At 42.2% G+C, this 26,196-nt stretch carries 21 protein-coding genes and 1 other annotated feature; of the genes, 3 read left to right on the top strand and 18 right to left on the bottom strand.

Going from position 1 to position 26,196, the window contains the following annotated elements:
* Positions 1–147: 147 nt before the first annotated feature.
* The 6 genes from rpsL to glf form a co-directional block, all read right to left on the bottom strand.
* Entirely contained in the window at positions 148–570 is a 423-nt protein-coding gene (gene rpsL, locus OCV72_RS03450; protein ID WP_055281947.1) for a 30S ribosomal protein S12, read from the bottom strand.
* A gap of 96 nt (positions 571–666) precedes the next feature.
* Entirely contained in the window at positions 667–1,224 is a 558-nt protein-coding gene (locus OCV72_RS03455; RefSeq protein ID WP_055281949.1) for a VanZ family protein, read from the bottom strand.
* 73 nt (positions 1,225–1,297) lie between these two features.
* Positions 1,298–2,236, bottom strand: coding sequence for a nucleotidyltransferase family protein (locus tag OCV72_RS03460; protein WP_055281951.1), 939 nt, complete (start codon positions 2,234–2,236; stop codon positions 1,298–1,300).
* Between the two features lie 112 nt (positions 2,237–2,348).
* Entirely contained in the window at positions 2,349–4,187 is a 1,839-nt protein-coding gene (gene glmS / locus OCV72_RS03465; protein WP_055281953.1) for a glutamine--fructose-6-phosphate transaminase (isomerizing), read from the bottom strand.
* Between the two features lie 89 nt (positions 4,188–4,276).
* On the bottom strand, positions 4,277–5,665 hold the full coding sequence (gene glmM / locus OCV72_RS03470; RefSeq protein WP_055281955.1) for a phosphoglucosamine mutase: 1,389 nt from the start codon (positions 5,663–5,665) through the stop codon (positions 4,277–4,279).
* 148 nt (positions 5,666–5,813) lie between these two features.
* Complete coding sequence (glf, locus tag OCV72_RS03475; RefSeq protein WP_055281957.1) at positions 5,814–6,944, bottom strand: UDP-galactopyranose mutase; 1,131 nt, start codon at positions 6,942–6,944, stop codon at positions 5,814–5,816.
* 203 nt (positions 6,945–7,147) lie between these two features.
* Here glf and iorA point away from each other — a divergent pair, with 203 nt between their 5' ends.
* The 3 genes from iorA to OCV72_RS03490 are packed head-to-tail and all read left to right on the top strand — an operon-like array spanning position 7,148 to position 10,802.
* Positions 7,148–8,971 (top strand): indolepyruvate ferredoxin oxidoreductase subunit alpha, encoded by a 1,824-nt coding sequence (gene iorA / locus OCV72_RS03480; protein ID WP_055281959.1) that lies wholly within the window; start codon positions 7,148–7,150, stop codon positions 8,969–8,971.
* Entirely contained in the window at positions 8,964–9,542 is a 579-nt protein-coding gene (locus OCV72_RS03485; RefSeq protein WP_055281961.1) for an indolepyruvate oxidoreductase subunit beta, read from the top strand. The genes iorA and OCV72_RS03485 overlap by 8 nt, the downstream gene beginning before the upstream one ends.
* Positions 9,543–9,566: 24 nt before the next feature.
* Positions 9,567–10,802 (top strand): phenylacetate--CoA ligase family protein, encoded by a 1,236-nt coding sequence (locus OCV72_RS03490; protein ID WP_055281963.1) that lies wholly within the window; start codon positions 9,567–9,569, stop codon positions 10,800–10,802.
* Between the two features lie 65 nt (positions 10,803–10,867).
* Here OCV72_RS03490 and OCV72_RS03495 read toward each other — a convergent pair whose 3' ends face one another.
* The 12 genes from OCV72_RS03495 to OCV72_RS03550 all read right to left on the bottom strand — a co-directional run bounded on the left by OCV72_RS03495 (position 10,868) and on the right by OCV72_RS03550 (position 26,053).
* A complete protein-coding gene (locus tag OCV72_RS03495) occupies positions 10,868–11,431 on the bottom strand; it encodes an HD domain-containing protein (protein WP_049947128.1) in 564 nt (187 codons plus the stop codon).
* A gap of 43 nt (positions 11,432–11,474) precedes the next feature.
* On the bottom strand, positions 11,475–12,560 hold the full coding sequence (locus OCV72_RS03500; RefSeq protein WP_028087897.1) for a M24 family metallopeptidase: 1,086 nt from the start codon (positions 12,558–12,560) through the stop codon (positions 11,475–11,477).
* Positions 12,561–12,772: 212 nt separating this feature from the next.
* Positions 12,773–16,480 carry a DNA-directed RNA polymerase subunit beta' gene (gene rpoC, locus OCV72_RS03505; protein WP_055281965.1) on the bottom strand — a complete coding sequence of 1,236 codons (3,708 nt, stop codon included), beginning with the start codon at positions 16,478–16,480 and terminating at the stop codon, positions 12,773–12,775.
* Positions 16,481–16,495: 15 nt separating this feature from the next.
* Positions 16,496–20,374, bottom strand: a complete 3,879-nt coding sequence (gene rpoB / locus OCV72_RS03510; protein WP_055281967.1) for a DNA-directed RNA polymerase subunit beta — start codon at positions 20,372–20,374, stop codon at positions 16,496–16,498.
* Between the two features lie 273 nt (positions 20,375–20,647).
* Positions 20,648–21,025 (bottom strand): 50S ribosomal protein L7/L12, encoded by a 378-nt coding sequence (gene rplL, locus OCV72_RS03515; protein WP_028086477.1) that lies wholly within the window; start codon positions 21,023–21,025, stop codon positions 20,648–20,650.
* Between the two features lie 61 nt (positions 21,026–21,086).
* On the bottom strand, positions 21,087–21,632 hold the full coding sequence (gene rplJ, locus OCV72_RS03520; RefSeq protein WP_028086478.1) for a 50S ribosomal protein L10: 546 nt from the start codon (positions 21,630–21,632) through the stop codon (positions 21,087–21,089).
* A gap of 47 nt (positions 21,633–21,679) precedes the next feature.
* Positions 21,680–21,827, bottom strand: a sequence feature (ribosomal protein L10 leader region).
* Positions 21,828–21,952: 125 nt separating this feature from the next.
* Complete coding sequence (gene rplA / locus OCV72_RS03525; protein WP_006428125.1) at positions 21,953–22,645, bottom strand: 50S ribosomal protein L1; 693 nt, start codon at positions 22,643–22,645, stop codon at positions 21,953–21,955.
* 57 nt (positions 22,646–22,702) lie between these two features.
* Positions 22,703–23,128: a 50S ribosomal protein L11 gene (gene rplK, locus OCV72_RS03530; protein WP_006428124.1), complete on the bottom strand. Its 426-nt coding sequence runs from the start codon at positions 23,126–23,128 to the stop codon at positions 22,703–22,705.
* 57 nt (positions 23,129–23,185) lie between these two features.
* Positions 23,186–23,701 (bottom strand): transcription termination/antitermination protein NusG, encoded by a 516-nt coding sequence (gene nusG / locus OCV72_RS03535; protein WP_006428123.1) that lies wholly within the window; start codon positions 23,699–23,701, stop codon positions 23,186–23,188.
* 27 nt (positions 23,702–23,728) lie between these two features.
* Positions 23,729–23,923 carry a preprotein translocase subunit SecE gene (secE, locus tag OCV72_RS03540; protein ID WP_330376550.1) on the bottom strand — a complete coding sequence of 65 codons (195 nt, stop codon included), beginning with the start codon at positions 23,921–23,923 and terminating at the stop codon, positions 23,729–23,731.
* A gap of 25 nt (positions 23,924–23,948) precedes the next feature.
* Complete coding sequence (gene rpmG, locus OCV72_RS03545; RefSeq protein WP_028086482.1) at positions 23,949–24,098, bottom strand: 50S ribosomal protein L33; 150 nt, start codon at positions 24,096–24,098, stop codon at positions 23,949–23,951.
* Between the two features lie 185 nt (positions 24,099–24,283).
* Positions 24,284–26,053, bottom strand: coding sequence for a zinc ribbon domain-containing protein (locus OCV72_RS03550; protein WP_055281972.1), 1,770 nt, complete (start codon positions 26,051–26,053; stop codon positions 24,284–24,286).
* Positions 26,054–26,196 lie beyond the last annotated feature (143 nt).

The raw sequence follows: 26,196 nt of genomic DNA on the forward strand, positions 1-26,196 counted from the left end.
CATCGGTACTCACATGTGTCTTTCTAATGATACTGTGTAGTGCATAGGGCATACATATATATACCTTGCAACTTACATAATCATAGTTCTGTTTGTGATTACATTTTTAATTGGTTTGAAATCTTATCTGTTGTCTATGCAATAGATTTATTTCTTAGCATCTTTTGGTCTCTTAGCACCGTATTTAGAACGAGCCTGTCTTCTCTTAGCAACACCTGCTGTATCAAGTGTTCCTCTTACGATATGATATCTTGTACCTGGAAGGTCTTTTACTCTTCCTCCACGGATCAGAACAACACTATGCTCCTGAAGGTTGTGTCCTTCTCCCGGGATATAGCTTGTTACTTCGATTCCGTTAGACAGACGTACTCTGGCGATCTTTCTAAGAGCTGAGTTAGGTTTCTTAGGTGTAGCAGTCTTAACAGCTGTACAAACACCTCTCTTCTGTGGTGCAGAAGTATTCGTACTTCTCTTCTTTAAAGAGTTGTATCCTTTCTGAAGTGCTGGTGCTGTAGACTTCTTTACAGATGTCTGACGTCCTTTTTTTACTAACTGGTTAAATGTTGGCATTTCTTTCACCTCCTACGATTATAATAAGTTGCTTATTCATCTTGTGAATAGTCGCACATCAAAACAAAACGTTCCCATGCACGCTTGTTTAGTTTATTACGAATCATGATTCTTGTCAAGGGATTTCCCTTGATTTTTCACGTTTTTTGCCACTTTTTTCTTTTCATTATATTTCGCGATCTGATGCTTTATCAGGCTAAACAGCACGATACCTGTCAGTATGCCTGCGCTGTCAATACAGACATCCCTGAACTGACAGCTGCGCCCAGGCACGAATAGTTGATGGAATTCATCTGTTGCTGCGTATGCCGTACCTGCACACCAGCATAATAATCTGTTCTTTTTTCCCTGATCTTCCGCAAAAGAGTACGCAGTCCCCAGCATCAACACACCAAGGACTGCGTATTCCGACGCATGCGCACATTTGCGTACCGGGAAATCTATCTTTTCCGCAAACTGCTCCTGTTTATCTTCCGGCCAGGATCTGTACTCCGGAATCACGATATTTCCAATCAACTTTCCGACGGAGCGGCTCATTACCGTCGATTCATCTGCCTTTTTTGCTGAAAATGAAAAAATCATCGTCAGCCATATCAGCACAAGAAACAGCCAGATAATTCCTGCCTTATTTCTCTTTCTCCTGTTTTCCGTCATATTCTTTCCTGTCTTTTTTCTTCCTGTTCAATCACATGCTTTCGATATCATACCTGCAGTTATATCCCGGATATTACGCCTTAAGATCTGCAAACAGATCTTTCTGATATACACCGTCTGCAATCAATTTTGCAAATGACTCTACTACAACCGGTTTGTCTTCTTTATAAGTTACGCCAAACCATTTATCCTTTGTCTCCAGAAGTCTAACACTTACTTTTCCCTTTTTCAGAAGTTCATCAATATAGATCGGGAGCAGATATTCACCTTTCAGTTCTTTTGCTTCATCCCCTTTGATATTCTCAAAGAATTCTACAAATCCTTCCTCCAGAAGTCCTACAAACTCCGGTGTCAGTCCCCACATGTTCATCGATACATGTGCATTTACATCAATTCTATTTCCCTGAGATTCTGCTCCGTCTGATGTCTTTTTGATTTCATAAGTTTCTACGACATCTGTCAGATAATCATTCTCATCTACTGCACAAATTCCTCTTGTAACAGTTCCATTATCACTTAAAGTATTGCCGAGAATGAATCCGGCCATGCAAAGTTCTTTTGATTTTTCCGGTGTATAATTTTCCACAAGGAACTCATGAATCTTTACAAATGCTTCTTTTCCATAATAGTCATCTGCATTAATAACTACGAATGGCTCTTTGATAATATCTTTACAAACTAGTACCGCCTGTCCTGTTCCCCACGGCTTGCTTCTCTTGGCCGGCTTTTCAATTCCTTTCGGGAGATCATCCAACTCCTGATATGCATAAGCAAATTCTATGTTCAATTCATTACAGATTCCTTCAATTCTTTTTCCGATCGCATCATGAAATGCATCTTTGATATCCTTACGAATGATAAATACTACTTTATTAAATCCGGCCTCTATTGCATCATGAATTGAATAATCCATAATGATCTCCCCATTTGGGCCTACCGGTTCCAGTTGCTTAATTCCGCCGCCAAAACGCGAACCCATTCCTGCAGCCATGATGACTAATGCTGTTTTCATAATTCTCTTTCTCCTTTGTTTATTTGTCTTTTTTACAGTTAAAATCAGTATAGCACAAAAAAGCGGGATATACCATGACTGTTTATCATGCCATATCCCACCCTGTTCATTTCTATTCTACTGTTACACTCTTTGCAAGGTTTCTCGGTTTATCTACATCCAGACCTTTTGCTACTGATACATAATATCCAAGTAACTGAAGCGGAATAACTGCAAGTGATGTTGCAAAATGAGGGTCTGTCTTTGGAATGTATACAGAAAAATCTGCGTTTTCTTCAATATTATAATGTCCAAATGTTGTAAGTCCCATCAGATATGCGCCACGGCTCTTACACTCTACCATGTTGCTCAGTGTCTTTTCATATAATTCCGGCTGTGTCAGTACTCCGATAACCAGTGTACCCTCTTCAATCAGGGAAATCGTTCCGTGCTTCAATTCTCCTGCTGCATATGCCTCCGAATGAATATAGCTGATTTCTTTCATCTTAAGGCTTCCCTCAAGGGAAATCGCATAATCAATTCCACGACCGATAAAGAAAATGTCTTTCGCATTCACCTGTTTGGATGCAAACCACTGAAGTCTCTCTTTATCCTCGATAATTCTTTGAATTTTCTCCGGAATGCTCTGAAGTTCTTCAATATATCCGGCATACTGTTCTTCTGTAATCTGTCCTCTGATCTTTGCAAACTGAATTGCAAGCGTATAAGCTGCGATCAACTGTGTGCTGTATGCTTTTGTTGTCGCAACTGCAATCTCCGGTCCTGCCAGTGTATAGTATACATTGTCTGCCTCTCTGGCAATAGAAGAACCGATTACATTCACGATACCAAGTGTCTTTACTCCCTGTTTCTTTGATTCTCTGAGTGCTGCCAGACTGTCTGCGGTCTCTCCTGACTGGCTGATAATGACTACCAGTCCTTTCGGATCAAGAATCGGATTGCGATAGCGGAATTCTGATGCAAGTTCTACACGTACCGGAATTCTTGCCAGATCTTCCATGACATACTGTGCTGCCACTCCGACATGATATGCCGATCCACATGCTACGATATAAATCTGGCTGATCTCTTTGATCTCTTCTTCCGAAAGTCCGACCTCTGAAAGATCAATCATTCCGTCTTTTATAACAGAATTCAGTGTATCTGAAACTGCCTTTGGCTGCTCATGTATTTCCTTGATCATGAAATGCTCATATCCTGATTTTTCTGCTGCCTCTGCGTCCCATTCAACCGTCTTTAATTCTTTTTCAATCTCTTCTCCATCCAGGTTATAGAATGTAATCTCACCTTTACGGACACGTGCCATCTCCTGGTTACCGATATAGTATACATCTCTCGTATATTTCAGAATTGCAGGAACATCGGAACCAATATAGGATTCTCCGTTCGCAACTCCAAGGATCATCGGACTGTCCTTTCTTGCTACGTAGATTTCTTCCGGATAATCCCTGAACATAATTGCCAGTGCGTAGGAGCCTCTGATCCGTACCAGCGCATGATTGATCGCATCTACCGGAGTCCCCTCATATTTTTTATAATAATAATCGATCAGTTTTACTGCTACTTCCGTGTCTGTCTCAGAATAGAATGTATACCCTTTACGGACAAGTTTATCCTTTAATTCCTGATAGTTTTCAATAATACCATTATGAACAGCCACAACATTTCCATCATCACTTGCATGAGGATGTGCATTATTCTCAGATGGTTCTCCATGTGTTGCCCATCTTGTATGACCGATACCGCAGGTTCCTTTTACGGATTCACCATCATTCGTCTTCTCAGCAAGAACTTTCAGTCTGCCTTTTGCCTTAATGATCTCTGCATCTGCACTGCCGTCACGTATAGCAATTCCTGCAGAGTCGTAACCACGATATTCCAGTTTTGACAAACCATCCAACAAGATCGGTGCTGCCTGGTGTTCACCTGTAAATCCTACAATTCCACACATAATTCGTTTTTTCTCCCTGTATTATTCTTAATATAATCTATTCCATTTCTGGTATTTATGTATCTTATCTCCGCCTCAGGTCCGCTGCTTTAGCCGATCACATATCCTTTTTTCTTAACGACATCTACAACCTGATCTACATATTTTTTACAGATTTCTTCTGTCTCTGCTTCTACCATAACTCTGAGAAGTGGTTCTGTTCCGGATTCCCGCACAAGGATACGTCCGGTATCTCCAAGGGCTTCTGTTACTGCCCGTACCGCGCTCTGTACATCCGCATCGTCCTGCGCTGCTTTCTTATCTGTCACACGTACATTCTCCAGAACCTGTGGATAAATATGAAGCCCTTCCATGAGTTCACTCATTTTCTTCTTTCTTGCCATCATAACTTCCATCATCTTAAGACTGGTAAGGATACCGTCTCCTGTGGAAGCATATTTTGAGAAAATAATATGGCCGGACTGTTCTCCTCCGAGAATGCATCCATTGTTTGTCATATATTCGTATACATATTTGTCTCCGACTGCAGTCTTTGCATAATCAATCCCTGCCTCATCGAACGCTTTGTATAATCCAAAATTAGACATAACTGTTGTAACAACCGTATTGTTTTCCAGTTTGCCACGTTCTTTCATATATTTTCCATAAATATAAAGAATCGCATCTCCATCTATCAGATTCCCTTTTTCATCTACACAGAGACATCTGTCAGCATCTCCGTCATATGCAAATCCAACATCCAGACCATTCTCGGCAACAAATTTCTGCAGGCCGCCGATGTGCGTAGATCCTGCATTGTTATTGATATTCGTTCCGTCCGGCTCTGCATTGATCACATATGTCTTGGCTCCAAGTGCATCAAATACAGACTTTGCCAGATTCCATGAACTTCCGTTCGCACAATCCAGTCCGACTTTCACACCCTTGAAAGAATAAAGTCCAAGTGAAATCAGATATCCGATGTAACGGTTTCTTCCTGATACATAGTCTACCGTACGTCCGATCTTAGATGTATGTGCAAATGGAATCTCCTCATACTTTTCCCCAAATACTTCCAGTTTGCCATCCAGATAGTCTTCTACCAGTGCGATCGTTCCCTCATCCATCTTCTCGCCATTACCGTTGATCAGTTTGATTCCGTTGTCATAATACGGATTATGACTTGCAGAGATCATGATCCCGCAATCAAATTCATCCGTTCTTGCCACATAAGCAACAGATGGTGTTGTTGTAACATGAAGCAGGTAAGCATCTGCTCCCGATGCAACAAGTCCACCTACCAATGTATATTCGAACATGTAGCTGGAACGTCTCGTATCCTTTCCAATTACAATACGTGCCGGTGTATCATCACCATTCTGACGTTTTATTTCTCCATAGTACCATCCGAGAAATCTTCCGATCTTGTACGCATGATCTGCTGTTAAGTTATTATTGGCTTCGCCACGGAAACCATCTGTTCCGAAATATCTTCCCATATCTATTCTCCTAAAATAATATATCGTCTATCTTTTACAAAGCAACTGCCCCCATTATAGTTGGTATTAGACTCAAGTTCAAGCAAAAATAGCAAAAAAGTATGCATATGTGCAAAGACAATTGCTTCTATGCATACTTTTTTCATTATTACCCAGTTATAATTCCAAGTTCCTTTTCACAGAGTTCTAACGCTGATGCTATGACAGCATCCATATCATAATATTTATATTCCCCTAGACGGCCTCCGAAGATCACGTTCTCTTCTTTTTCCGCTAATTTTTTGTATTCTGCGTACAATGCTCCATTTTTTTCATCATTGACCGGATAATATGGTTCGTCACCCAATTTCCATTCAGAGCTGTATTCCCGGCTGATCACAGTCTTTGGAATATCATTTCCTTCTGAATCCTTTCCAAATTCGAACCACTTATGCTCGATGATACGTGTCCAAGGCGTCTCTCTGTCTGTGTAGTTTACAGCTGCATTCCCCTGGAAATTCGGCTTATCTAAAAGTTCCGTCTCAAATCTTACAGAGCGGTACTCCAACGTTCCGAGTTTATATTCAAAATAAGCATCGATCGGTCCTGTATAAACTACTTTTTCTGCCAGCGCATCTAATTCCTCTTTATGCTCCAGATATTCTGTGTTCAGACGGATCTCTATGCCATCCAGAAGATTCTCTACCATCTTCGTGTACCCTCCCACAGGAATTCCCTGATACATTGCATTGAAATAATTATTGTCGAATGTCAGACGCACCGGAAGTCTCTTGATAATAAATGCCGGAAGTTCTGTGCAGTCACGTCCCCACTGCTTCTCTGTATAACCCTTGATCAATTTCTCATAGATATCTCTTCCAACCAGTGAAACTGCCTGTTCTTCCAGATTCTTTGGCTCTCCCGTAATTTCCTTTCTCTGCTCTTCTATCTTCGCTTCTGCTTCTTCCGGTGTCACCACTCCCCACATCTTGTTAAATGTATACATATTAAAAGGAAGTGAATATAACTCACCCTTATAATTCGCTACCGGTGAATTCGTAAATCTGTTAAACTCCGCAAACTGCGTAATATAATTCCATACTTTCTTATTATTTGTATGAAAAATATGTGCACCATACTTATGTACATGAATTTTTTCTACATCCTCTGTATATACATTTCCCGCAATATTCGGACGTTTATCAATTACCAGAACAGATTTCCCCGCTTTTTTTGCTTCACGGGCAAACACTGCCCCATATAATCCTGACCCGACTACTAAATAATCATATTTTTTCATCTTACATACCTCTTTTTATTTTCTGATACCTGTCACAATCTATCTGGTAGTGTTATTCTATCATATCCTTGTATTCCCGAAAAGACATTCTTCGTTTCCCTTGCTTTATTCCACTTTATCACGTTACCAAAAGATTGCATTTCTTTATCAGACATATTATACTATTTAAATAACGAATTCGTACAATTAGAGGTGATATGATTATGCATAAAGAATTTTTAATGGGAAATGCAGCAATTGCCCTCGGTGCAGTTGCTGCCGGAGTTAATGTCGTAGCCGGTTATCCCGGAACCCCTTCTACGGAAGTTCTGGAAACTATAGCAAAACACCGGCCGGATGATGTGTATGTGGAATGGTCCGTGAACGAAAAAGCTGCCATGGAACTGGCTGCCGGAGCTTCTTATGCCGGTGCAAGATCCATGGTAACCATGAAGCAGGTCGGATTAAATGTTGCTTCCGATCCGCTGATGAGTCTCGAGTACGTCGGGATCAAAGGCGGAATGGTCATTCTCGTAGCAGATGATCCGGGTCCGATTTCTTCTCAGACAGAGCAGGATACCAGACATTTTTCCAGATTTTCCAAGCTGCCTTGCTTTGACCCATCTTCGGCACAGGAAGCTTATGAGATGATCCAGGAAGCTTTTGAATATTCAGAAAAATACGGTACTCCGGTATTCTTACGTCCAACCACACGTGTCTGTCATGGCTACGCGTCTATCATGGTAAAAGATGAGACAGAATATACCCACCACCAGCCGGAAGGTTTTATCAAAGATTCCAAACGCTGGGTTATCTTTCCTAGATTATCTTTCATGAATCACAAAAAAATCGAAGCACGTAACCAGGAATTATCCGATATCTTTTCTTCTTATGAGAAAAATACGATTCATCCATCCTGCGATGCTTTCAAGGATTCAAAAAAAGGAATCGCCACCGGAGGGATCAGCTATACCTACACGATGGAAACATTAAAAAAGACCGGTATGGTAAAGACTTTAAAAATTGCCACGCCTCATCCATTTCCGGAAAAATTAGCAGTAGATTTCCTTTCTGGACTTGATGAAGTTCTCTGCCTGGAAGAACTTGATCCGGTCATCGAACGTGAGCTGATCTATATATGCGGAAAATATCATCTTCCAACCAGAATTAACGGAAAACTCAGTGGTCATACTGCCTGTGCCGGAGAAAACACCCGTGACACTATAACTACCTATATTAATACATTTCTTGGTCTTACCTCCCCTGTCACCACTGATTTTCCGGAACCGCCGGCACTGCCGGTCCGCCCGCCGGTACTTTGCGCCGGATGTCCTCACAGAGCTTCTTTCTACGCCGTAAAAAAAGCTATGAAAGGAAAGAAAACCGTTTTCTGCGGGGATATCGGATGTTATACGCTCGGAAATGCCCTTCCTCTCGATATGGTTGATACCTGTCTGTGCATGGGTGCCGGATTGAATATTGCACAAGGTATCGAAAAAGTGGAACCTGACACCACATGCTTTGCGTTTGTCGGAGACTCGACCTTCTTCGCCTCTGCGATCACAGGTGTTGTCAATGCCGTGTACAATCAGGCGAATATGATACTGATCGTTCTGGACAACTCTACCACAGCCATGACCGGACATCAGCCACACCCTGGAACCGGCCGCACAGTGATGGGGGAGATCGTGCAAAAGATTAATATCGAACAAGTCCTCCGCGGAATCGGCGTTACAGATGTTAAGACTGTAAATCCGCTGGATCTGAACTCATCTGTAGCATGCGTCCGGGAAATGGCTGATAAGACAGGTGTAAAAGCTATTATATTCAAATCACCATGTATAGCCATCACCAAGCCGGCGTTTTCTCTTCATATAGATGCCGAAAAATGTATCGGATGTAAAAAATGTATCCGTGAACTTGGATGCCCTGCCATTGTACTTGACAACGGTAATGTCTGCATTGATGATACGATGTGTACCGGCTGCGGATTATGCAGTCAGGTATGCCCTGCAGCTGCTATTATAGGAGGTAAAAAACATGAATAATCAAAAAAACATTGTCCTGTGCGGCGTCGGCGGTCAGGGAACCGTCCTCGCTTCCAAACTTCTTGCCGCAGCAGCTATGAGTAAAGATATTCCTGTCATGAGTGCCGAGACCATCGGTATGGCTCAGCGTGGTGGTAGTGTATTCAGTCATCTTCGTATGGGTGATAATCTCTATTCGCCAATGATTGAAACAGGAACTGCCGACCTGATCATCGGCTTCGAACCAGGTGAGACAGTCCGTATGCTTCCCTATCTCAAAGACCACGGACATATTGTTGTCAGCACCCGAGCTGTAAAACCAGTTACTGCTACCTTAAGCGGATCAGATTATGATGCACCTCAGATGCTTGAATATCTAAAAGCGGCTGTTCCTAATCTGACTCTTGTAAATGCAGATCAGGCATGTGCAGACATTGATTCTTCCAAAGTACTGAACATGGTGCTTCTTGGCGCAGCCATACGGACCGGAGTACTGGACTTTACAATCTCTGAAATTGAAGACATTATGAAATATACACTTCCCGAGAAATTCCATGAAATGAATCTCCGGGCATTAAACTATAACATATAACAAAGAAAGGCAGGAACACGACATATGCAGATTACAGAGACACAAATCGCACAGGTAAATAATCAGATACAGGCGCTCCTGAAAGCGGAAAGTTTCTATGGAAAGAAATTAGAAGAAGCCGGTGTTACCAGTATACAGTCAGCGGAAGATTTTCAAAAGCTTCCGTTTTCTGAGAAAAATGATTTAAGAAATGCTTATCCTCTTGGTCTGATGACCGCACCGGAAGAAAAGATTGTCCGAATCCACTCTTCTTCCGGTACCACCGGACTGCCGGTCATCATTCCATATACTCAGAAAGATGTAGACGACTGGGCAATCATGTTTCAACGCTGCTATGAATTGGCCGGTCTTACAAATCTGGACCGTATCCAGATCACACCCGGATACGGACTCTGGACTGCCGGAATCGGATTTCAGGCAGGTGCCGAAAGATTAGGAAGCATGGTTATTCCTATGGGACCCGGAAACACCGACAAACAGCTTCAGATGATGATGGATATGAAAACAACCGTTCTCGGTTCTACTTCCTCTTACGCCCTGCTTCTTGCAGAAGAAATCCAAAAAAGAGGAATCAAAGACAAGATCCATCTGAAGAAAGGAATCATTGGTTCTGAACGCTGGGGTGAAAAAATGCGCCGGCGTATCACGGAAGAACTTGGAATTGAACTCTATGATATCTATGGCCTGACGGAAATCTATGGACCGGGAATCGGAATCAGCTGTTCCTATGACTGTGGTATGCACTACTGGGATGATTATATTTACATTGAGATCATCGACCCTGTAACCGGTGAGGTACTTCCGGACGGAGAACTCGGAGAAATCGTCATTACCACCCTGGTCAAAGAAGGAGCACCTCTTATCCGCTACCGCACACATGATCTTTCCCGCATCATTCCGGGAGAATGTCCTTGCGGAAGCAGATTCCCACGGCTCGATACTATTATGGGACGTACCGATGATATGATGAAGATCAAGGGTGTAAATGTGTTCCCAGCTCAGATTGAGGAAATCTTAAAAGGATTTTCTGAAGTATCCAGTGAATATCAGATCCGCATTTCTCATCTTGACGGAAAAGACACCATGCGAATCTATGTTGAAACAAATGGAACGGTTGACTTCCTTGATCTTGCCAAACGAATCGCAGCTACCGTCAAAAGCCGCATAGGCTTTACACCGTTAGTTAAAGTTGTTGAAATCGGATTATTACCTCGAAGCGAAAAGAAGACAAAACGTGTCATCGATGAGCGTTATGAATAATTAGTGATATATTATAAATGGTGTTGTAAGATCTATATTTCTTACAACACCATTTTTATACTTTGTTATAATCCTAATTCATCAGAGATCGCACACATTTCTTCCAATCCGATATCAATCAGATCCTCCAGCATCAGCCCTGTAAATTCAATACTTTCCATATAATCACGATTGGCACCTTTCGCAAATCGTGCTTCATTAAAACGTTTTATAACAGACTTTCTTTTTACACTTGCAATCTTTTTATCCGGGTAAATCTGCGCAACCGCTTTTAAGAAACCACTCATTGGATCTGCCGCCAGAAGTGCATATTGGATTTTTGTTTTCGCTTTCACGCCACTTTTCGGATTATGTGCACAAATCGCTCCAAATAATACAGGATCATCAATCCCTTCTTTTTTTAAGATTTCTACCGATGTCGGTCCGTGTACACTTAAGTCATGCTCCCAGTCACATTGCTCTTCATCCAGATCATGCAGCAATCCTGCAATTCCCCAATATTCCACCTCGTCCGGCGCAAGACGTTTGGCCAATCCCTTCATAATAGCCTCAACTGCCAGAGAATGGGTAATATAATTCTCACCTTTCATGTATTTTGTTAAGATTTCATACGCCTGATCTCTTGTCATCTGCATTTTCTCCATTTCTGTACGAAATATGTATTCTGATATTTTACTCTTCCGGTACAACGATCAGGTCTTTTGTAAAGTCATTCAGAACTTCACATCCATCTTCTGTGATGATTACAAGGTCTTCGATACGAACACCGATGTTCTCATCCGGGAGATAGATTCCCGGCTCTACTGAGAAGCACTGTCCAACCTTGATGATGTCAGTATTAACAGATGATACATCACCAAATTCGTGATCTTCCAGTCCGATAGAATGTCCTGTTCTGTGTGTGAAATACTCGCCAAATCCTTTTTCCTCGATGTAATTTCTTGCAGCAAGGTCAACATCGCACATTCTATTTCCCGGTTTGGCAGCTTCGATACCTCTTCTGTTTGCTTCAACTACGATATCATAAATTTCTTTTGCACGGTCAGATACTTCACCGATGAATACAGTTCTTGTCATATCCGATGCATAGTTATCTTTAAATCCACCGATATCAAGAATTACACAATCTCCACGTTTTCCTTTAGAATCATCTGTTACATGATGTGGATCTGCAGCGCCATGTCCGTATGCTGTAATTGGATCGAACGATACATCTTCACATCCGATTTCTTTGTAAATTTCACGCATTTTTGCATTTAATTCTTTCTCAGTTAATCCTTTTGCTACCCATGGAATGATCTTTTCCATAGCAATATCATTTAACTTAGAAGATTTTCTCATAAGATCTTTTTCTTTCTCATCTTTTACCATACGGATATAATCGATGATCGGAGATCCATTTACAAATTTACTTCCTCCGCCTAACTCCTGCAGACGAATAAGGAATTTTGACGGCCATGTTTTATCAATTCCCATTGTCTTATCTTTATCTACATACTTGCTTAAGATCTCTACTCCGTCTTCAATGTCATCATAATAGATAATATCTACGCCAAGATCTGATTCCTGTGGAAATAATTTGTTGATTACCATTTTATGATTTCCGTTCACATTCAGATACAATGCCAGAAGTCTTTCTCCTGGGAAAATCCACTTGCCTGTCAGATAGAAGATCGCAACCGGGTCAGAAACGATCATCTGCGGAACCTCATGCTCCTCCATTGATTTTAATATTCTTGTAAGTTTACCTTGATCCATAATAGAACCCCAACCTTTCTTAAAATGTTGACAGAATCTGTTACTATTTTCGCTGATTCTCACTGACAATTATTATAAACTTTTTGAATATAAAAGTCAATTTATATATACAAATAACAGTAAACGTTAGTGATATTAACTTATTCTTCATTAAAAAAAGAAAATGTCCACACTTTTCAGTGTGAACACTTTCTTTTTATTTGACTTATATTTTATTCTTCATCTTCAGATACAGCAACTGTTTCTTCTGCAATATCTTCTACTGCATCTTCTGTTCCTTCATCAAGAGTAATCTCCTGATTCATCTCATCTGCATCTTTGAATTCAAAATCAAAATCGTCCTCAAAATCCAGTTCGTCTTCCATTTCCATCTCTGTGTTCAACTTGATGTCACGATACTTTCTCATACCTGTTCCGGCAGGAATATGTTTACCAATGATAACATTCTCTTTCAAACCTACCAGCGGATCAACCTTACCCTTAATAGCAGCTTCGGTCAGGACTTTTGTTGTCTCCTGGAAGGAAGCGGCAGACAGGAATGAATTCGTAGCAAGGGAAGCTTTTGTAATACCCATGATGATCTGCTCACCTGTTGCAGGTTCTTTACCTTCTGCTTCCAAAGCTTCATTTACATCCTCAAACTCAAGTCTGTCAACATTTGTTCCCGGGAGGAATTCTGTGTCTCCGGACTCTTCGATACGTATCTTCTTCAGCATCTGACGAACGATAACCTCGATATGCTTATCGTTGATTTCTACACCCTGCAGACGATATACTCTCTGAACTTCCTGGATCATGTAATCCTGTACAGCACGAAGTCCTTTGATTCTCAGAATATCGTGTGGATTTACACTACCTTCTGTCAGTTCATCACCGGCTTCCAGTTCTGCGCCGTCAGCCACCTTGATACGTGATCCATAAGGGATCAGATATGCTTTGGATTCACCTGTTTCTTTATTTGTCACAATAATCTCACGTTTCTTCTTCGTGTCATTTAAGTTAGCAGTTCCTGCGATTTCTGTGATAATTGCAAGTCCCTTAGGCTTTCTTGCCTCGAAAAGCTCCTCGACACGAGGAAGACCCTGTGTGATATCTCCACCGGCTACACCACCACTATGGAATGTTCTCATAGTAAGCTGTGTACCAGGTTCTCCGATTGACTGTGCGGCGATGATTCCGACAGCTTCTCCAACCTGTACCGGCTCACCTGTTGCCATGTTGGATCCGTAACATTTTGCACATACACCACTATGTGAACGGCATGTAAGGATTGTACGGATCTTAATCTGTGTCAGCGGCTCGCCCTTCTCGTCAACACCCTTTTTACAGATCAGCTCTGCACGTTTCGGTGTTACCATGTGATTTGCCTTTACAAGGATGTTACCATCTTTATCTACGATGTTCTCACAGATATAACGTCCTGTGATACGATCCTGCAGACTTTCAATCACTTCGTTTCCATCCATGAATGCTTTTACATACATTCCAGGAATCGGTGCTCCCGGTTTTGCACAGTCTACTTCGTGAATGATCAGTTCCTGTGATACGTCTACCAGACGTCTTGTCAGATATCCTGAATCGGCTGTACGAAGAGCTGTATCGGACATACCTTTTCGAGCTCCATGTGCAGACATGAAGTATTCCAGTACATCAAGACCTTCACGGAAGTTTGATTTAATTGGCAGCTCGATCGTATGACCTGTTGTATCGGCCATCAGACCACGCATACCTGCAAGCTGTTTGATCTGTTTGTCAGATCCACGGGCTCCGGAATCTGCCATCATGAAAATGTTGTTATATTTATCAAGACCGTCAAGCAGCGCCTTTGTAAGGGCATCGTCAGTTGCTTTCCATGTCTCTACAACTTCTTTATATCTTTCTTCTTCTGTAATGAGACCACGTTTGAAGTTCTTTGTAATCTTATCTACAGTATCCTGTGCATTTTTGATCATCTCCGGTTTCTGCGGAGGTACCGTCATGTCAGAAATGGATACGGTCATGGCAGCTCTTGTTGAAAGCTTGTAACCCATAGCCTTTACATGGTCGAGTACTTCTGCTGTAGCAGTAGCTCCATGTGTATTGATGACTTTTTCAAGAATCTGTTTCAGCTGTTTCTTTCCTACATGGAAATCAACTTCCAGAAGCAATTCATTTCCTTCTACTTCACGGTCTACAAATCCCAGATCCTGTGGAATGATCTCATTAAACATGAAACGTCCGACTGTAGATTCTACCGTTCCTGTCTTCACTGTTCCATCTGCCATCTTCTTGGATACACGTACTTTTACACGTGAATGAAGTGTTACGGCAGCATTTTCATAAGCAAGAAGTGCTTCGTTGAAGCTCTTGAAGATCATGCCTTCTCCCTTGGCACCAGGACGCTCCTGAGTCAGATAATAGATACCAAGTACCATATCCTGTGAAGGAACGGCTACCGGACCACCATCAGACGGCTTCAGTAAGTTGTTCGGTGACAGAAGTAAGAAACGGCACTCTGCCTGTGCTTCTACGGAAAGTGGAAGATGGACAGCCATCTGGTCTCCGTCGAAATCGGCGTTGAACGCTGTACAAACCAGTGGATGAAGCTTGATAGCCTTACCTTCTACAAGAATCGGTTCAAATGCCTGAATACCAAGTCTGTGCAGTGTAGGGGCACGGTTCAGCATAACCGGATGCTCTTTGATTACTTCTTCCAGAACATCCCATACTTCCGGCTGAAGTCTTTCTACCATCTTCTTAGCATTTTTAATATTGTGTGCTGTTCCGTTCTGAACCAGTTCTTTCATAACAAATGGTTTGAACAGCTCGATTGCCATTTCTTTCGGCAGACCACACTGATAGATCTTAAGTTCCGGTCCTACAACAATAACGGAACGTCCGGAATAGTCAACACGCTTACCAAGCAAGTTCTGACGGAAACGTCCGGACTTACCTTTCAGCATATCGGAAAGAGATTTCAGTGCACGGTTACCAGGTCCTGTTACCGGACGTCCACGACGGCCATTGTCAATCAGGGCATCTACAGCTTCCTGAAGCATTCTCTTTTCATTTCTAACAATAATGTCCGGTGCGCCTAATTCAAGAAGACGTCTCAGACGGTTATTTCTGTTGATGATTCTTCTGTACAGATCATTCAGGTCAGATGTCGCAAAACGTCCGCCATCCAGCTGTACCATTGGACGAAGATCCGGTGGGATAACCGGGATATTTGTCATGATCATCCATTCTGGCTTGTTTCCAGACTCACGGAAAGCTTCTACTACTTCCAGACGTTTTACGATTCTTGCTCGTTTCTGTCCGGTTGCACCTTTCAAGCCTTCTGTCAATTCTGTATATTCTTTCTCAAGATCAATGTTCTCAAGAAGTTCTTTGATGGATTCTGCACCCATTCCTACACGGAATGTGCTTCCCCATTTTTCTCTTGCTTCCTGATATTCAGCCTCTGATAATACCTGTTTGTACATCAGATCTGACTCACCTTTATCCAGTACGATATAAGAAGCGAAATACAGTACTTTTTCCAATGTTCTCGGGGACAGATCAAGAATCAGTCCCATACGGCTTGGAATTCCCTTGAAGTACCAGATGTGCGATACAGGAGCAGCAAGGGCGATATGGCCCATGCGCTCACGACGTACACTTGCTTTTGTTACTTCAACACCACAACGGTCGCAGACCACACCTTTATAGCGGATCTTTTTGTACTTTCCACAATGGCATTCCCAGTCCTTGCTTGGTCCGAAAATCTTTTCGCAGAACAGTCCGTCTTTTTCAGGTTTTAAAGTTCTATAGTTGATGGTCTCTGGTTTGGTAACTTCTCCTTTTGACCATTCCAGAATCTTTTCAGGTGATGCCAAACCGATCTTGATCGCATCAAAAGTCATTGGCTGATAAGTTTGTTCCTTATTATTTTCTGGCATACTTTGGACCCCTTCCTATTCATCATCAGATGAATCGCCGAAATCATAGTCATCATTTTCTTCAAAATTCATATCGAAATCATCGTCTGATTCTGGTTCTTCTTCTACATCAACCAGCTCTTCACCCTGGAATTCCTGTTTGCTGTATCCGTGTTTACCAAAGTCTTCGTCATCATCATTACGATATCTTCTGTCTCCCTCGATCAGAGAACGGAAATCTGTCTCTCCCATATCGGAAGTTTCCATAATCTCCACTTCTGTATTGTCATCACGTAAGACACGTACGTCCAGTCCGAGTGACTGTAACTCTTTGAGCAATACCTTGAAGGATTCCGGAATTCCCGGTTCAGGAATATTCTCACCCTTGATGATTGCTTCGTAAGTCTTCACACGTCCGATGACATCATCTGACTTCACAGTCAAGATTTCCTGCAGTGTGTATGATGCACCATAAGCCTCCAGTGCCCATACCTCCATTTCTCCGAAACGCTGTCCACCGAACTGAGCCTTTCCTCCTAATGGCTGCTGTGTAACCAGTGAGTAAGGACCTGTAGAACGTGCATGGATCTTGTCGTCTACCAGGTGGTGCAGTTTCAGGTAATGCATGTGTCCGATGGTTACCGGGCTGTCGAAGTACTCACCCGTACGTCCGTCACGCAGGCGGACCTTACCATCTCTTGAAAGCGGAACACCTTTCCAGAGTTTTCTGTGTTCTCTGTTGTCTGACAGATACTGCAGTACTTCCGGAAGAAGTTCTTCTTTATGTTTTGCTTCAAACTCTTCCCAGCTTAAGTTGACATAATCATTTGCCAGATCAAGAGTATCCATAATATCAATCTCGTTCGCTCCGTCAAATACAGGAGTTGCGATGTTGAATCCAAGTGCTTTTGCAGCCAGGGACAGGTGAATCTCCAGGACCTGACCGATATTCATACGTGACGGTACACCCAGTGGATTCAGCACGATATCCAGTGGACGTCCATTCGGCAGGAATGGCATGTCTTCAACCGGAAGTACACGGGAAACAACACCCTTGTTACCATGACGTCCGGCCATCTTGTCACCGACAGAGATTTTTCTCTTCTGTGCAATATAGATACGGACTGACTGGTTTACTCCAGGTGACATCTCATCACCATTCTCTCTTGTAAATACCTTTGCATCCACTACAATACCATATTCTCCATGAGGTACTTTAAGAGAAGTATCTCTTACTTCACGGGCTTTCTCACCGAAGATTGCACGAAGCAGTCTTTCTTCAGCTGTAAGCTCTGTCTCTCCCTTAGGAGTAACCTTACCTACCAGGATATCTCCGGCACGGACTTCTGCTCCGACACGGATGATTCCTCTTTCATCCAGATTCTTCAATGCATCATCACCAACACCTGGAATGTCGCGTGTGATCTCTTCTGGTCCAAGCTTTGTATCACGTGCTTCTGCTTCATATTCTTCAATATGAATAGAAGTATATACATCATCCTGCACCAGTCTTTCACTAAGCAGAACAGCATCCTCGTAGTTGTAACCTTCCCATGTCATGAATCCGATCAGCGGGTTCTTTCCAAGTCCAAGTTCACCATTAGATGTAGATGGTCCATCTGCAATAACCTCGCCTTTTTCGACTCTGTCTCCTTTGAAGACGATTGGTCTCTGGTTATAACAGTTGCTCTGGTTACTTCTCTGGAATTTTGTTAATTTATATTTTTTCAGTTTTCCGTCATCCTGACGAACTGTAATCTCTGTAGAAGTAGAACGTTCTACTGTACCGCCTTCTTCAGCGACCACACATACACCGGAGTCAACGGCAGCTTTTTCTTCCATACCTGTTCCTACTGCCGGAGCCTCGGTAAACAGGAGCGGTACTGCCTGACGCTGCATGTTTGATCCCATCAGGGCACGGTTCGCATCATCATTCTGAAGGAATGGGATTAAAGCTGTAGCCACAGAGAATACCATCTTAGGAGATACGTCCATATAATCGAACATTCTTCTTTCATATTCCTGTGTCTCTTCACGGTAACGACCAGATACATTTTTACGTACAAAATGTCCTTCTTCATCTAACTGCTCGTTCGCCTGTGCTACATGATAATTATCTTCTTCATCCGCTGTCATGTATACAACTTCATCTGTAACTACCGGGTTAGTCGGATCATCATGGTTGATCTTACGGTATGGAGCCTCGATAAATCCATACTCATTAATTCTTGCATAACTTGCAAGAGAGTTGATCAGACCGATGTTAGGTCCTTCAGGTGTCTCTACCGGACACATTCTTCCGTAGTGAGAATAGTGTACATCTCGTACCTCGAATCCTGCACGGTCTCTTGACAGACCACCAGGTCCCAACGCTGAAAGACGTCTCTTATGAGTCAGCTCACCAAGCGGATTGTTCTGATCCATGAACTGTGACAGCTGGGAAGATCCGAAGAATTCTTTCACTGCTGCTGTTACAGGTTTGATATTGATCAGGGATTGTGGAGAAATGCCCTCCATATCCTGTGTTGTCATTCTTTCACGAACCACTCTTTCCAGACGAGAAAGACCGATTCTGTACTGATTCTGAAGCAGTTCTCCTACAGAACGGATACGTCTGTTACCCAGGTGGTCGATATCATCATCTGTTCCGATGCCATATTCCAGATGCATATTATAGTTAATAGAAGCTAAGATATCTTCTTTTGTGATATGCTTTGGAATCAGATCGTGAATATCTCTCTTGATCGCATCCTTTAATTCATCAATGTCTCCGGCTGTCTCTTCCAGAATTCCAGCAAGCACAGGATAATATACCTGCTCTGTAACCCCTACTTCTTCCGGATCCACATCAACAACAGCATCAAGGTCAACCATCATATTTGAAAGTACCTTGATCGGTCGTTCTGTCTCTTCTACGCTGATCCATACATATGGAACTGCATTGTTCTGGATTGCGGAAGCCAGTTCTCTTGTGATCTTGGTTCCTGCTTCTGCCAGAACTTCCCCTGTCATTGGGCTTGCAACATCTTCTGCCAGCACCTGACCACTGATACGGTTCTTTAACGCAAGCTTCTTATTGAACTTGTAACGTCCTACTTTTGCAAGATCATAACGTCTCGGATCAAAGAACATACTTGTGATCAGACTTTCAGCACTGTCTACTGCCAGAGGTTCACCCGGACGGATCTTCTTATATAATTCCAGAAGTCCTTCCTGATAATTCGTTGCAGCATCTTTTTCAAAACTTGCCAGGATCTTCGGCTCTTCTCCGAAGAGTTCGATGATCTCCGGATTTGTACCGATTCCCAATGCACGAATCAACACAGTGATCGGTACCTTTCTTGTTCTATCTACACGTACATAGAAAACGTCATTAGAATCCGTCTCATACTCCAGCCATGCACCACGGTTCGGGATTACGGTAGCTGAATACAGTTTTTTACCTAATTTGTCATGTGCAATGGCATAATAGATACCAGGAGAACGAACTAACTGGCTGACAATTACACGTTCCGCACCATTGATCACAAAGGTACCTGTTCTTGTCATCAGTGGAAGATCTCCCATAAAGATCTCATGCTCATTGATCTCATCTGTCTCTTTATTGTGAAGTCTTACTTTGACTTTCAGAGGTGCAGCATATGTTGCATCACGTTCTTTACACTCATCAATCGTGTATTTCACTTCATTCTCACACAAAGTAAAATCCACGAAATCCAAGCTTAATTTTCCACTGTAATCTGTAATTGGGGAAATGTCATCGAACACTTCATTTAACCCTTCATCCAGAAACCACTTGTAAGAATCTGTCTGAACTTCGATCAAGTTAGGCATCTGAACGACTTCTTTCTGTCGGGCATAACTCATTCGTGAACTTTTTCCACTTTTAATAGGACGAATTCTGTTTTTCTCCATATTGACGTTTCACTCCTCATTTATTTTTCTGGCTGGGCTTTTCACTGCCCATATAACTTGCAGAGTCTCAAAAAACAACACAATTTATTGTTTTTTTTACGAAATCATGGCATAACTATCCACAATAGCGCATTTTTTACTATAGCACAGGCCTGTCAAGTATGTCAAGCAAATCCGCACTATTTTTTCAGTTCTTTCTTATATTCAGCATCCCTTATAATACGAAAGGGCATCCCGTCACCGGAATGCCCTGATAATTCAATCAAACTCGAATTATTTAAGGTTAACTTCAGCACCTTCTGCTTCAAGTTTAGTCTTGATTTCTTCAGCCTCAGCTTTAGAAGCGCCTTCTTTGATTACCTTTGGAGCTTCGTCAACTAATGCTTTAGCTTCTTTCAGTCCAAGTCCTGTTACTTCACGAACAACTTTGATAACTTTAACCTTAGCTGCTCCTGCAGAAACTAATTCTACATCGAACTCATCTTTCTCTTCTGCTGCTGCTCCACCTTCTGCTCCAGCTGCTGCAACTACAACACCTGCTGCTGCGGATACACCAAATTCTTCTTCACAAGCTTTTACAAGATCATTTAACTCTAATACAGATAACTCTTTGATAGCTTCAATAAATTCTTCTGTTGTTAACTTTGCCATTTTATTTTCCTCCATTTTTCTTATTTTCTTTTTTGAAATAAATTATTACGCTGCCATCAGCCTATTCAGCTGCTGGTGCTTCTGCAGCTTCTTCTGCTGCCGGAGCTGCTTCACAAGCATCTGCTCCACCTTTTTCTGCGATCTGATTGAGAACGCGAGCCAGGTTTGTGATAGGTGACTGTAAGCTTCCAAGTAATTTGGAAAGAAGCTCTTCTCTTGAAGGAATCTTAGCAAGTTCATTTAATGCGTCTACATCATATAATGTTCCTTCAACCACACCTGCTTTTAATTCAAGGGCTTTTGCATTCTTTGCAAATTTGCAAAGGATTCTTGCCGGAGCTGTTGCATCATCTTTAGAAATAGCGATAGCACTTGGTCCTTCTAAGTGCTCATCTAATGCTGCGAAATCAGTTCCTTCAAAAGCTCTCTTCATCATTGTGTTCTTACAAACTTTGTAGACAACGCCTGCTTCTCTTAACTGTTTACGCATCTCTGTATCTTCTGCAACAGTCAGTCCACGGTAGTCAACAAGGACAACGCTTGTTGCGTCTTTCACGTCCTCTGCAATAGCCTGTACAACTGGTTGTTTTAATTCAACTTTTGCCACGAATGGTGCACCTCCTTGTAGATTTGTAAGTTTACACCGCCGACAGATATAAATGTAAAAAACCTCTATATCCAAAGACATAGAGGTTGATAAGTCATACTTTAGTATCGATCTTTCCTCGGTAGGCGTCCGCATAAAATGTGTTCTTACGCTCTTTCAAGCACCTACTGTCTTCGGCAGTCCTGTAGTATATTATCATATGCGTGTGTTATTGTCAAGAGATTTTTCATTTTCTTTTACAAAAAAACTTTGGTATAAAAAAACTCCGTATACAGCATCACATCTGTATACGGAGTTTTTATTCATTATTATCTTGCGGATTAAACAAGCTTCATTGGGTTGATTTTTACACCAGGTCCCATTGTTGAAGTAAGTGTTACGCTCTTAAGGTACTGTCCCTTAACTGCTGCAGGTCTTACTTTGTTAATCGCATCAATAAGCGTCTGGAAGTTGTCTGTAAGCTGTTCTTCAGTAAAGCTTGCTTTACCTACTGGCACATGGATAATGTTTGTCTTATCAAGTCTGTACTCGATCTTACCAGCTTTGATTTCCTGGATAGCTTTTGTAACGTCCATTGTTACTGTACCAGCCTTCGGATTCGGCATTAATCCCTTAGGTCCAAGTACACGTCCGAGACGTCCAACAACACCCATCATGTCTGGTGTAGCTACTACTACATCGAATTCAAACCAGTTTTCATTCTGAATCTTAGGAATAAGTTCTTCTCCACCTACGAAATCTGCTCCGGCTGCTTTAGCTTCTTCAGCTTTGGCATCTTTCGCAAATACAAGAATACGAACCTTTTTACCAGTTCCGTGTGGCAGAACAACTGCTCCACGAATCTGCTGGTCAGCGTGACGTCCGTCACATCCAGTTCTGATATGAGCTTCAATTGTCTCATCGAATTTTGCTGTTGCAGTCTTTTTAACTAATGATACTGCGTCTGCTACATCGTAGAGTGTTCCTCTGTCGATTGTTTTCGCAGCTTCAACGTATTTCTTTCCTCTTTTCATTCTATAAACCTCCTAGTGGTATTGTCGGGATAACCCTCCCACATTAATCTTCATCAATTATTCTGTTACAGTTACACCCATAGAACGGCATGTACCTTCTACCATGCTCATAGCGCTCTCGATTGTAGCAGCGTTCAGGTCTGGCATCTTTGTCTTAGCGATTTCCTCAACCTGAGCTTTTGTGATTGTAGCAACTTTTGTTTTGTTAGGTACACCTGAACCAGATTTGATGTTGCAGGCCTTTTTGATCAGAACTGCTGCCGGTGGTGTCTTTGTGATGAAGCTGAAACTTCTGTCATTGTAAACTGTGATAACTACAGGGATGATCATATCTCCCTGATCTGCAGTCTTAGCGTTGAACTGTTTTGTAAATTCAACGATGTTTACACCGTGCTGACCAAGAGCAGGTCCAACCGGTGGTGCCGGAGTAGCTTTGCCGGCTGGGATCTGTAATTTAATATAACCTTCTACTTTTTTTGCCATTTCAATTACCTCCTTGTGGTGATGGCGGGGAACATACAACGCCCCTCCCACTTACTGTTACATTTTCTTAACTTCTGCGAAACCAATTTCAACCGGGGTCTCGCGGCCGAAGAGCTCAACATTAATAGTAAGGCTCTGCTTCTGCATGTTGATAGACTGGATTACACCAACCGTATCTGCCCATGCTCCAGCGATTACCTGGACTGTGTCGCCCTCCTCGTAGTCCATGACTACTTCCTCTCTCTGGATTCCCAGAGGAGCCATCTCCGCATCTGTAAGCGGCACCGGCTTAGATCCAGGTCCGACAAATCCTGTCACACCTCTTGTATTACGAACAACGTACCATGTATCATCATTCATAATCATGTGTATCAACACATAGCCTGGAAACATCTTTTTCTGAGATACTTTCTGGACACCGTTCTTCATCTCAACAACGTCTTCCAGCGGCACTCTTACTTCAAGGATCTGATCCTCAAGATGTCTGTTCTCGATTGTCTTATCAATGTTGGCTTTTACTTTGTTCTCGTACCCTGAATAGGTATGAACTACGTACCATTTTGCCTCTGACATAATCTCACCTTTCTTGTCCGTTTTGAGTTATTTAATTAATAAATCTACTCCGTACTGGGCGAAAAAATCTACAACTGCGATAATCGCTCCCAGGACCACGGATACAGAAACAACCGCTGCCGTCTCTTTTGCAACTGTCATCTTGTCTGGCCATACGATCTTCTTGAACTCTCTGTTCAGACCTTTGAACCAGCTTTCTTTCTGAGTTTTCTTACCACTCATCGACATTCACTCCTTCTTGCGGCGATTATTTTGTCTCTTTGTGCAATGTGTGTTTCTTACAGAATCTGCAGTACTTCTTGGTTTCCATACGTTCCGGATGAGATTTCTTATCCTTTGTCATGTTGTAGTTACGCTGCTTGCATTCTGTACACTCCAATGTGATTCTTGTACGCACAACTTCCACCTCGCTTTATATTCTTAGTTAACGTGTTTCGTGGCAGCTTGCGATGCTGCCCGATTTTAGGCATAAAAAAAAAGCCTACTTCCATTCGCCCGAATATCGTATCATATCCAAGCTTAAAAAGCAAGCTTTTTCCTATATTATTTGCATTTTTTTGAAAGAACTTTTTGGGAATAAATCTACTGTAGCTGCTTATACCAGATATTTCCGGGATTAACGGAACGCAGCTGATAACTTCCATTCTGATACACAAATTCGGCGCTCATCTGCGAACTTCCGTCTGCATCTTCTACGCCATCACCTGTTTCTGACACAGACCGGCTCTCATTTTTATTTTCTTCTTTAAAAGTAACTTTATAATCATAGGACAACGTTCCCCTGACCACTCCTGTTACACCGCTGATCACATATTTTCCTTCATAATTATCAAGTTTTACTTCTTTCGTTATATAACCGTCTCCGGAACCGAGCTGCTTCTTCAGGTCATTATAGAATTCTTTGTTCTCTTTTTTGCAGGAAGAATCCTTTTCAAACAATACTGCTACTTCAGAGAAAGATTTGCCTGCCTTCGCAGCTTTCACATATGCGTTCAGGATGTCCTGCATCTTTCTGTTAAATTTCTTTTTCCCATTTTCCGATGTCTTCATCTTGGAAATCGTCGCATTTCCTTTATCTGACACCCGGAACCCGGACCGGTACATCCGAAAGCACGGAACTTTTACCTTGATCTTATGTTCCCCTTCAATCAATGACACTTTGTATTGTTCCAGATTGTCAGAGTCATCTTTCAGCTTAGAATCCCCCGTCAGTTTTATATCATCGATCCAGGCTTTTGAACCTGCCGGAAGATAGAGATTAAAGTCATTTGCTACTATCTCGTCTGATGATACTTTCCAATCAGTAAAAAAAAGAAAGTTTCGTTTTTTCTGTTTTTGAACAATAAGCGTCTTCGTCTTTTCTTTGTTATCTTCTGTCTTATATGCAACGGTAAATGCACGCTGCTTTCCGCCGGATTCTACCTCTGTCTGACGATTTTCCTTTGTCTCTTTTATTTCATAACCGGAAATCCCTGTAACCGCATTTTTCTTCATATAGCTTACATATTCATCCTGCGTTACATATCCGTTTTTCGGAAGATCTGACAGACGTCCTGCCTTCTTCCAGTTTTCCTGTATGTATGCCTTACAATAGCGCTCTGCCACCGCCTCCGGGCGACCGTGATATACTTCTATAATACAGAATACAGCAACTATAAGGATCCCTGCTGCAATTCTTTTCACTGCTTTCTTCTGTCCGGTTGTCATATCTGACCAGGAACGTTTATCCCGGATAAATTGCGGCACACGACTCGGATCTTTTCCTTCTTTTTCCCGTTTTATCTTCTTTTCTTTCCGCTTTCTCTCCCAGGACTGAAGAATTTCCTCATATGCATCTTCTTCCGGAACATCTTCATAGTCCTTTTTCTTCTTGATGAAATCTCCGATATCCCCTGTGAACATACGTGTCGGCTCATCTGCCTCTTCTTTGCTGTCCTCTCCGATCATTCTGGTCGGTTCTTCAACCAGTTCTTCTTCCGGAGTTTCATTCTCTTTCAGATCCTGTTCTCTCAGCTTGATCTTCCTGTGAAGTTCCTGTTCCAGTTCTTCCCGCGTCACTTCTTCGATCATATGGCCCAGATTCTCCGGAATTGTGAGCTGCTTTTTCAGACCATCATTTTCTTCCTGTTCTTCGCTCCACTCTGGTTCGAATAATTTCTTCGCTTCATCAATTACTTTCTCCGATTCCTCTGCTATCTCCTGATCGGAAAATTCTACCTTCCGGGCTTTTTCCAGTCCTTCCAGATCATTATATAATGTTTCCTCTTTTGATTCGGGAAGACGCATTCCACAATAATTGCAGAAACGAGCATCATCTGGATTGTCAGACTTGCAATTCGGGCATTGACGCATAAGCATTCCTCCTTTTCAAATTACAGCCGGGCAGCCATGCCTGCTTGCCGTTTTTTACTTCTTGCATTATAACACTAACTTGAAATTCTAGCACATATTCTCCTGCTGTTTTTCAAAATCCTGTAAATCTTATGTCAAAAAAT

The organism is Dorea amylophila, assembly GCF_025567265.1.
GTDB lineage: Bacteria > Bacillota > Clostridia > Lachnospirales > Lachnospiraceae > Dorea_A > Dorea_A amylophila.

What these genes read in the sequence shown, in the direction of transcription:
- iorA (WP_055281959.1), top strand. Translation starts at nt 7,148, where the DNA reads ATGCATAAAGAATTTTTAATGGGAAATGCAGCAATTGCCCTCGGTGCA.
- rpoB (WP_055281967.1), bottom strand. Translation starts at nt 20,374, where the DNA reads ATGGAGAAAAACAGAATTCGTCCTATTAAAAGTGGAAAAAGTTCACGA.
- glf (WP_055281957.1), bottom strand. Translation starts at nt 6,944, where the DNA reads ATGAAAAAATATGATTATTTAGTAGTCGGGTCAGGATTATATGGGGCA.
- rpoC (WP_055281965.1), bottom strand. Translation starts at nt 16,480, where the DNA reads ATGCCAGAAAATAATAAGGAACAAACTTATCAGCCAATGACTTTTGAT.
- OCV72_RS03490 (WP_055281963.1), top strand. Translation starts at nt 9,567, where the DNA reads ATGCAGATTACAGAGACACAAATCGCACAGGTAAATAATCAGATACAG.
- OCV72_RS03550 (WP_055281972.1), bottom strand. Translation starts at nt 26,053, where the DNA reads ATGCGTCAATGCCCGAATTGCAAGTCTGACAATCCAGATGATGCTCGT.
- glmM (WP_055281955.1), bottom strand. Translation starts at nt 5,665, where the DNA reads ATGGGAAGATATTTCGGAACAGATGGTTTCCGTGGCGAAGCCAATAAT.
- rpsL (WP_055281947.1), bottom strand. Translation starts at nt 570, where the DNA reads ATGCCAACATTTAACCAGTTAGTAAAAAAAGGACGTCAGACATCTGTA.
- secE (WP_330376550.1), bottom strand. Translation starts at nt 23,923, where the DNA reads ATGAGTGGTAAGAAAACTCAGAAAGAAAGCTGGTTCAAAGGTCTGAAC.
- OCV72_RS03455 (WP_055281949.1), bottom strand. Translation starts at nt 1,224, where the DNA reads ATGACGGAAAACAGGAGAAAGAGAAATAAGGCAGGAATTATCTGGCTG.
- OCV72_RS03460 (WP_055281951.1), bottom strand. Translation starts at nt 2,236, where the DNA reads ATGAAAACAGCATTAGTCATCATGGCTGCAGGAATGGGTTCGCGTTTT.
- OCV72_RS03485 (WP_055281961.1), top strand. Translation starts at nt 8,964, where the DNA reads ATGAATAATCAAAAAAACATTGTCCTGTGCGGCGTCGGCGGTCAGGGA.
- OCV72_RS03495 (WP_049947128.1), bottom strand. Translation starts at nt 11,431, where the DNA reads ATGACAAGAGATCAGGCGTATGAAATCTTAACAAAATACATGAAAGGT.
- rplA (WP_006428125.1), bottom strand. Translation starts at nt 22,645, where the DNA reads ATGAAAAGAGGAAAGAAATACGTTGAAGCTGCGAAAACAATCGACAGA.
- rplL (WP_028086477.1), bottom strand. Translation starts at nt 21,025, where the DNA reads ATGGCAAAGTTAACAACAGAAGAATTTATTGAAGCTATCAAAGAGTTA.
- nusG (WP_006428123.1), bottom strand. Translation starts at nt 23,701, where the DNA reads ATGTCAGAGGCAAAATGGTACGTAGTTCATACCTATTCAGGGTACGAG.
- glmS (WP_055281953.1), bottom strand. Translation starts at nt 4,187, where the DNA reads ATGTGTGGAATTGTAGGATTTACAGGTGAACACCAGGCAGCACCGATC.
- OCV72_RS03500 (WP_028087897.1), bottom strand. Translation starts at nt 12,560, where the DNA reads ATGGATCAAGGTAAACTTACAAGAATATTAAAATCAATGGAGGAGCAT.
- rplK (WP_006428124.1), bottom strand. Translation starts at nt 23,128, where the DNA reads ATGGCAAAAAAAGTAGAAGGTTATATTAAATTACAGATCCCAGCCGGC.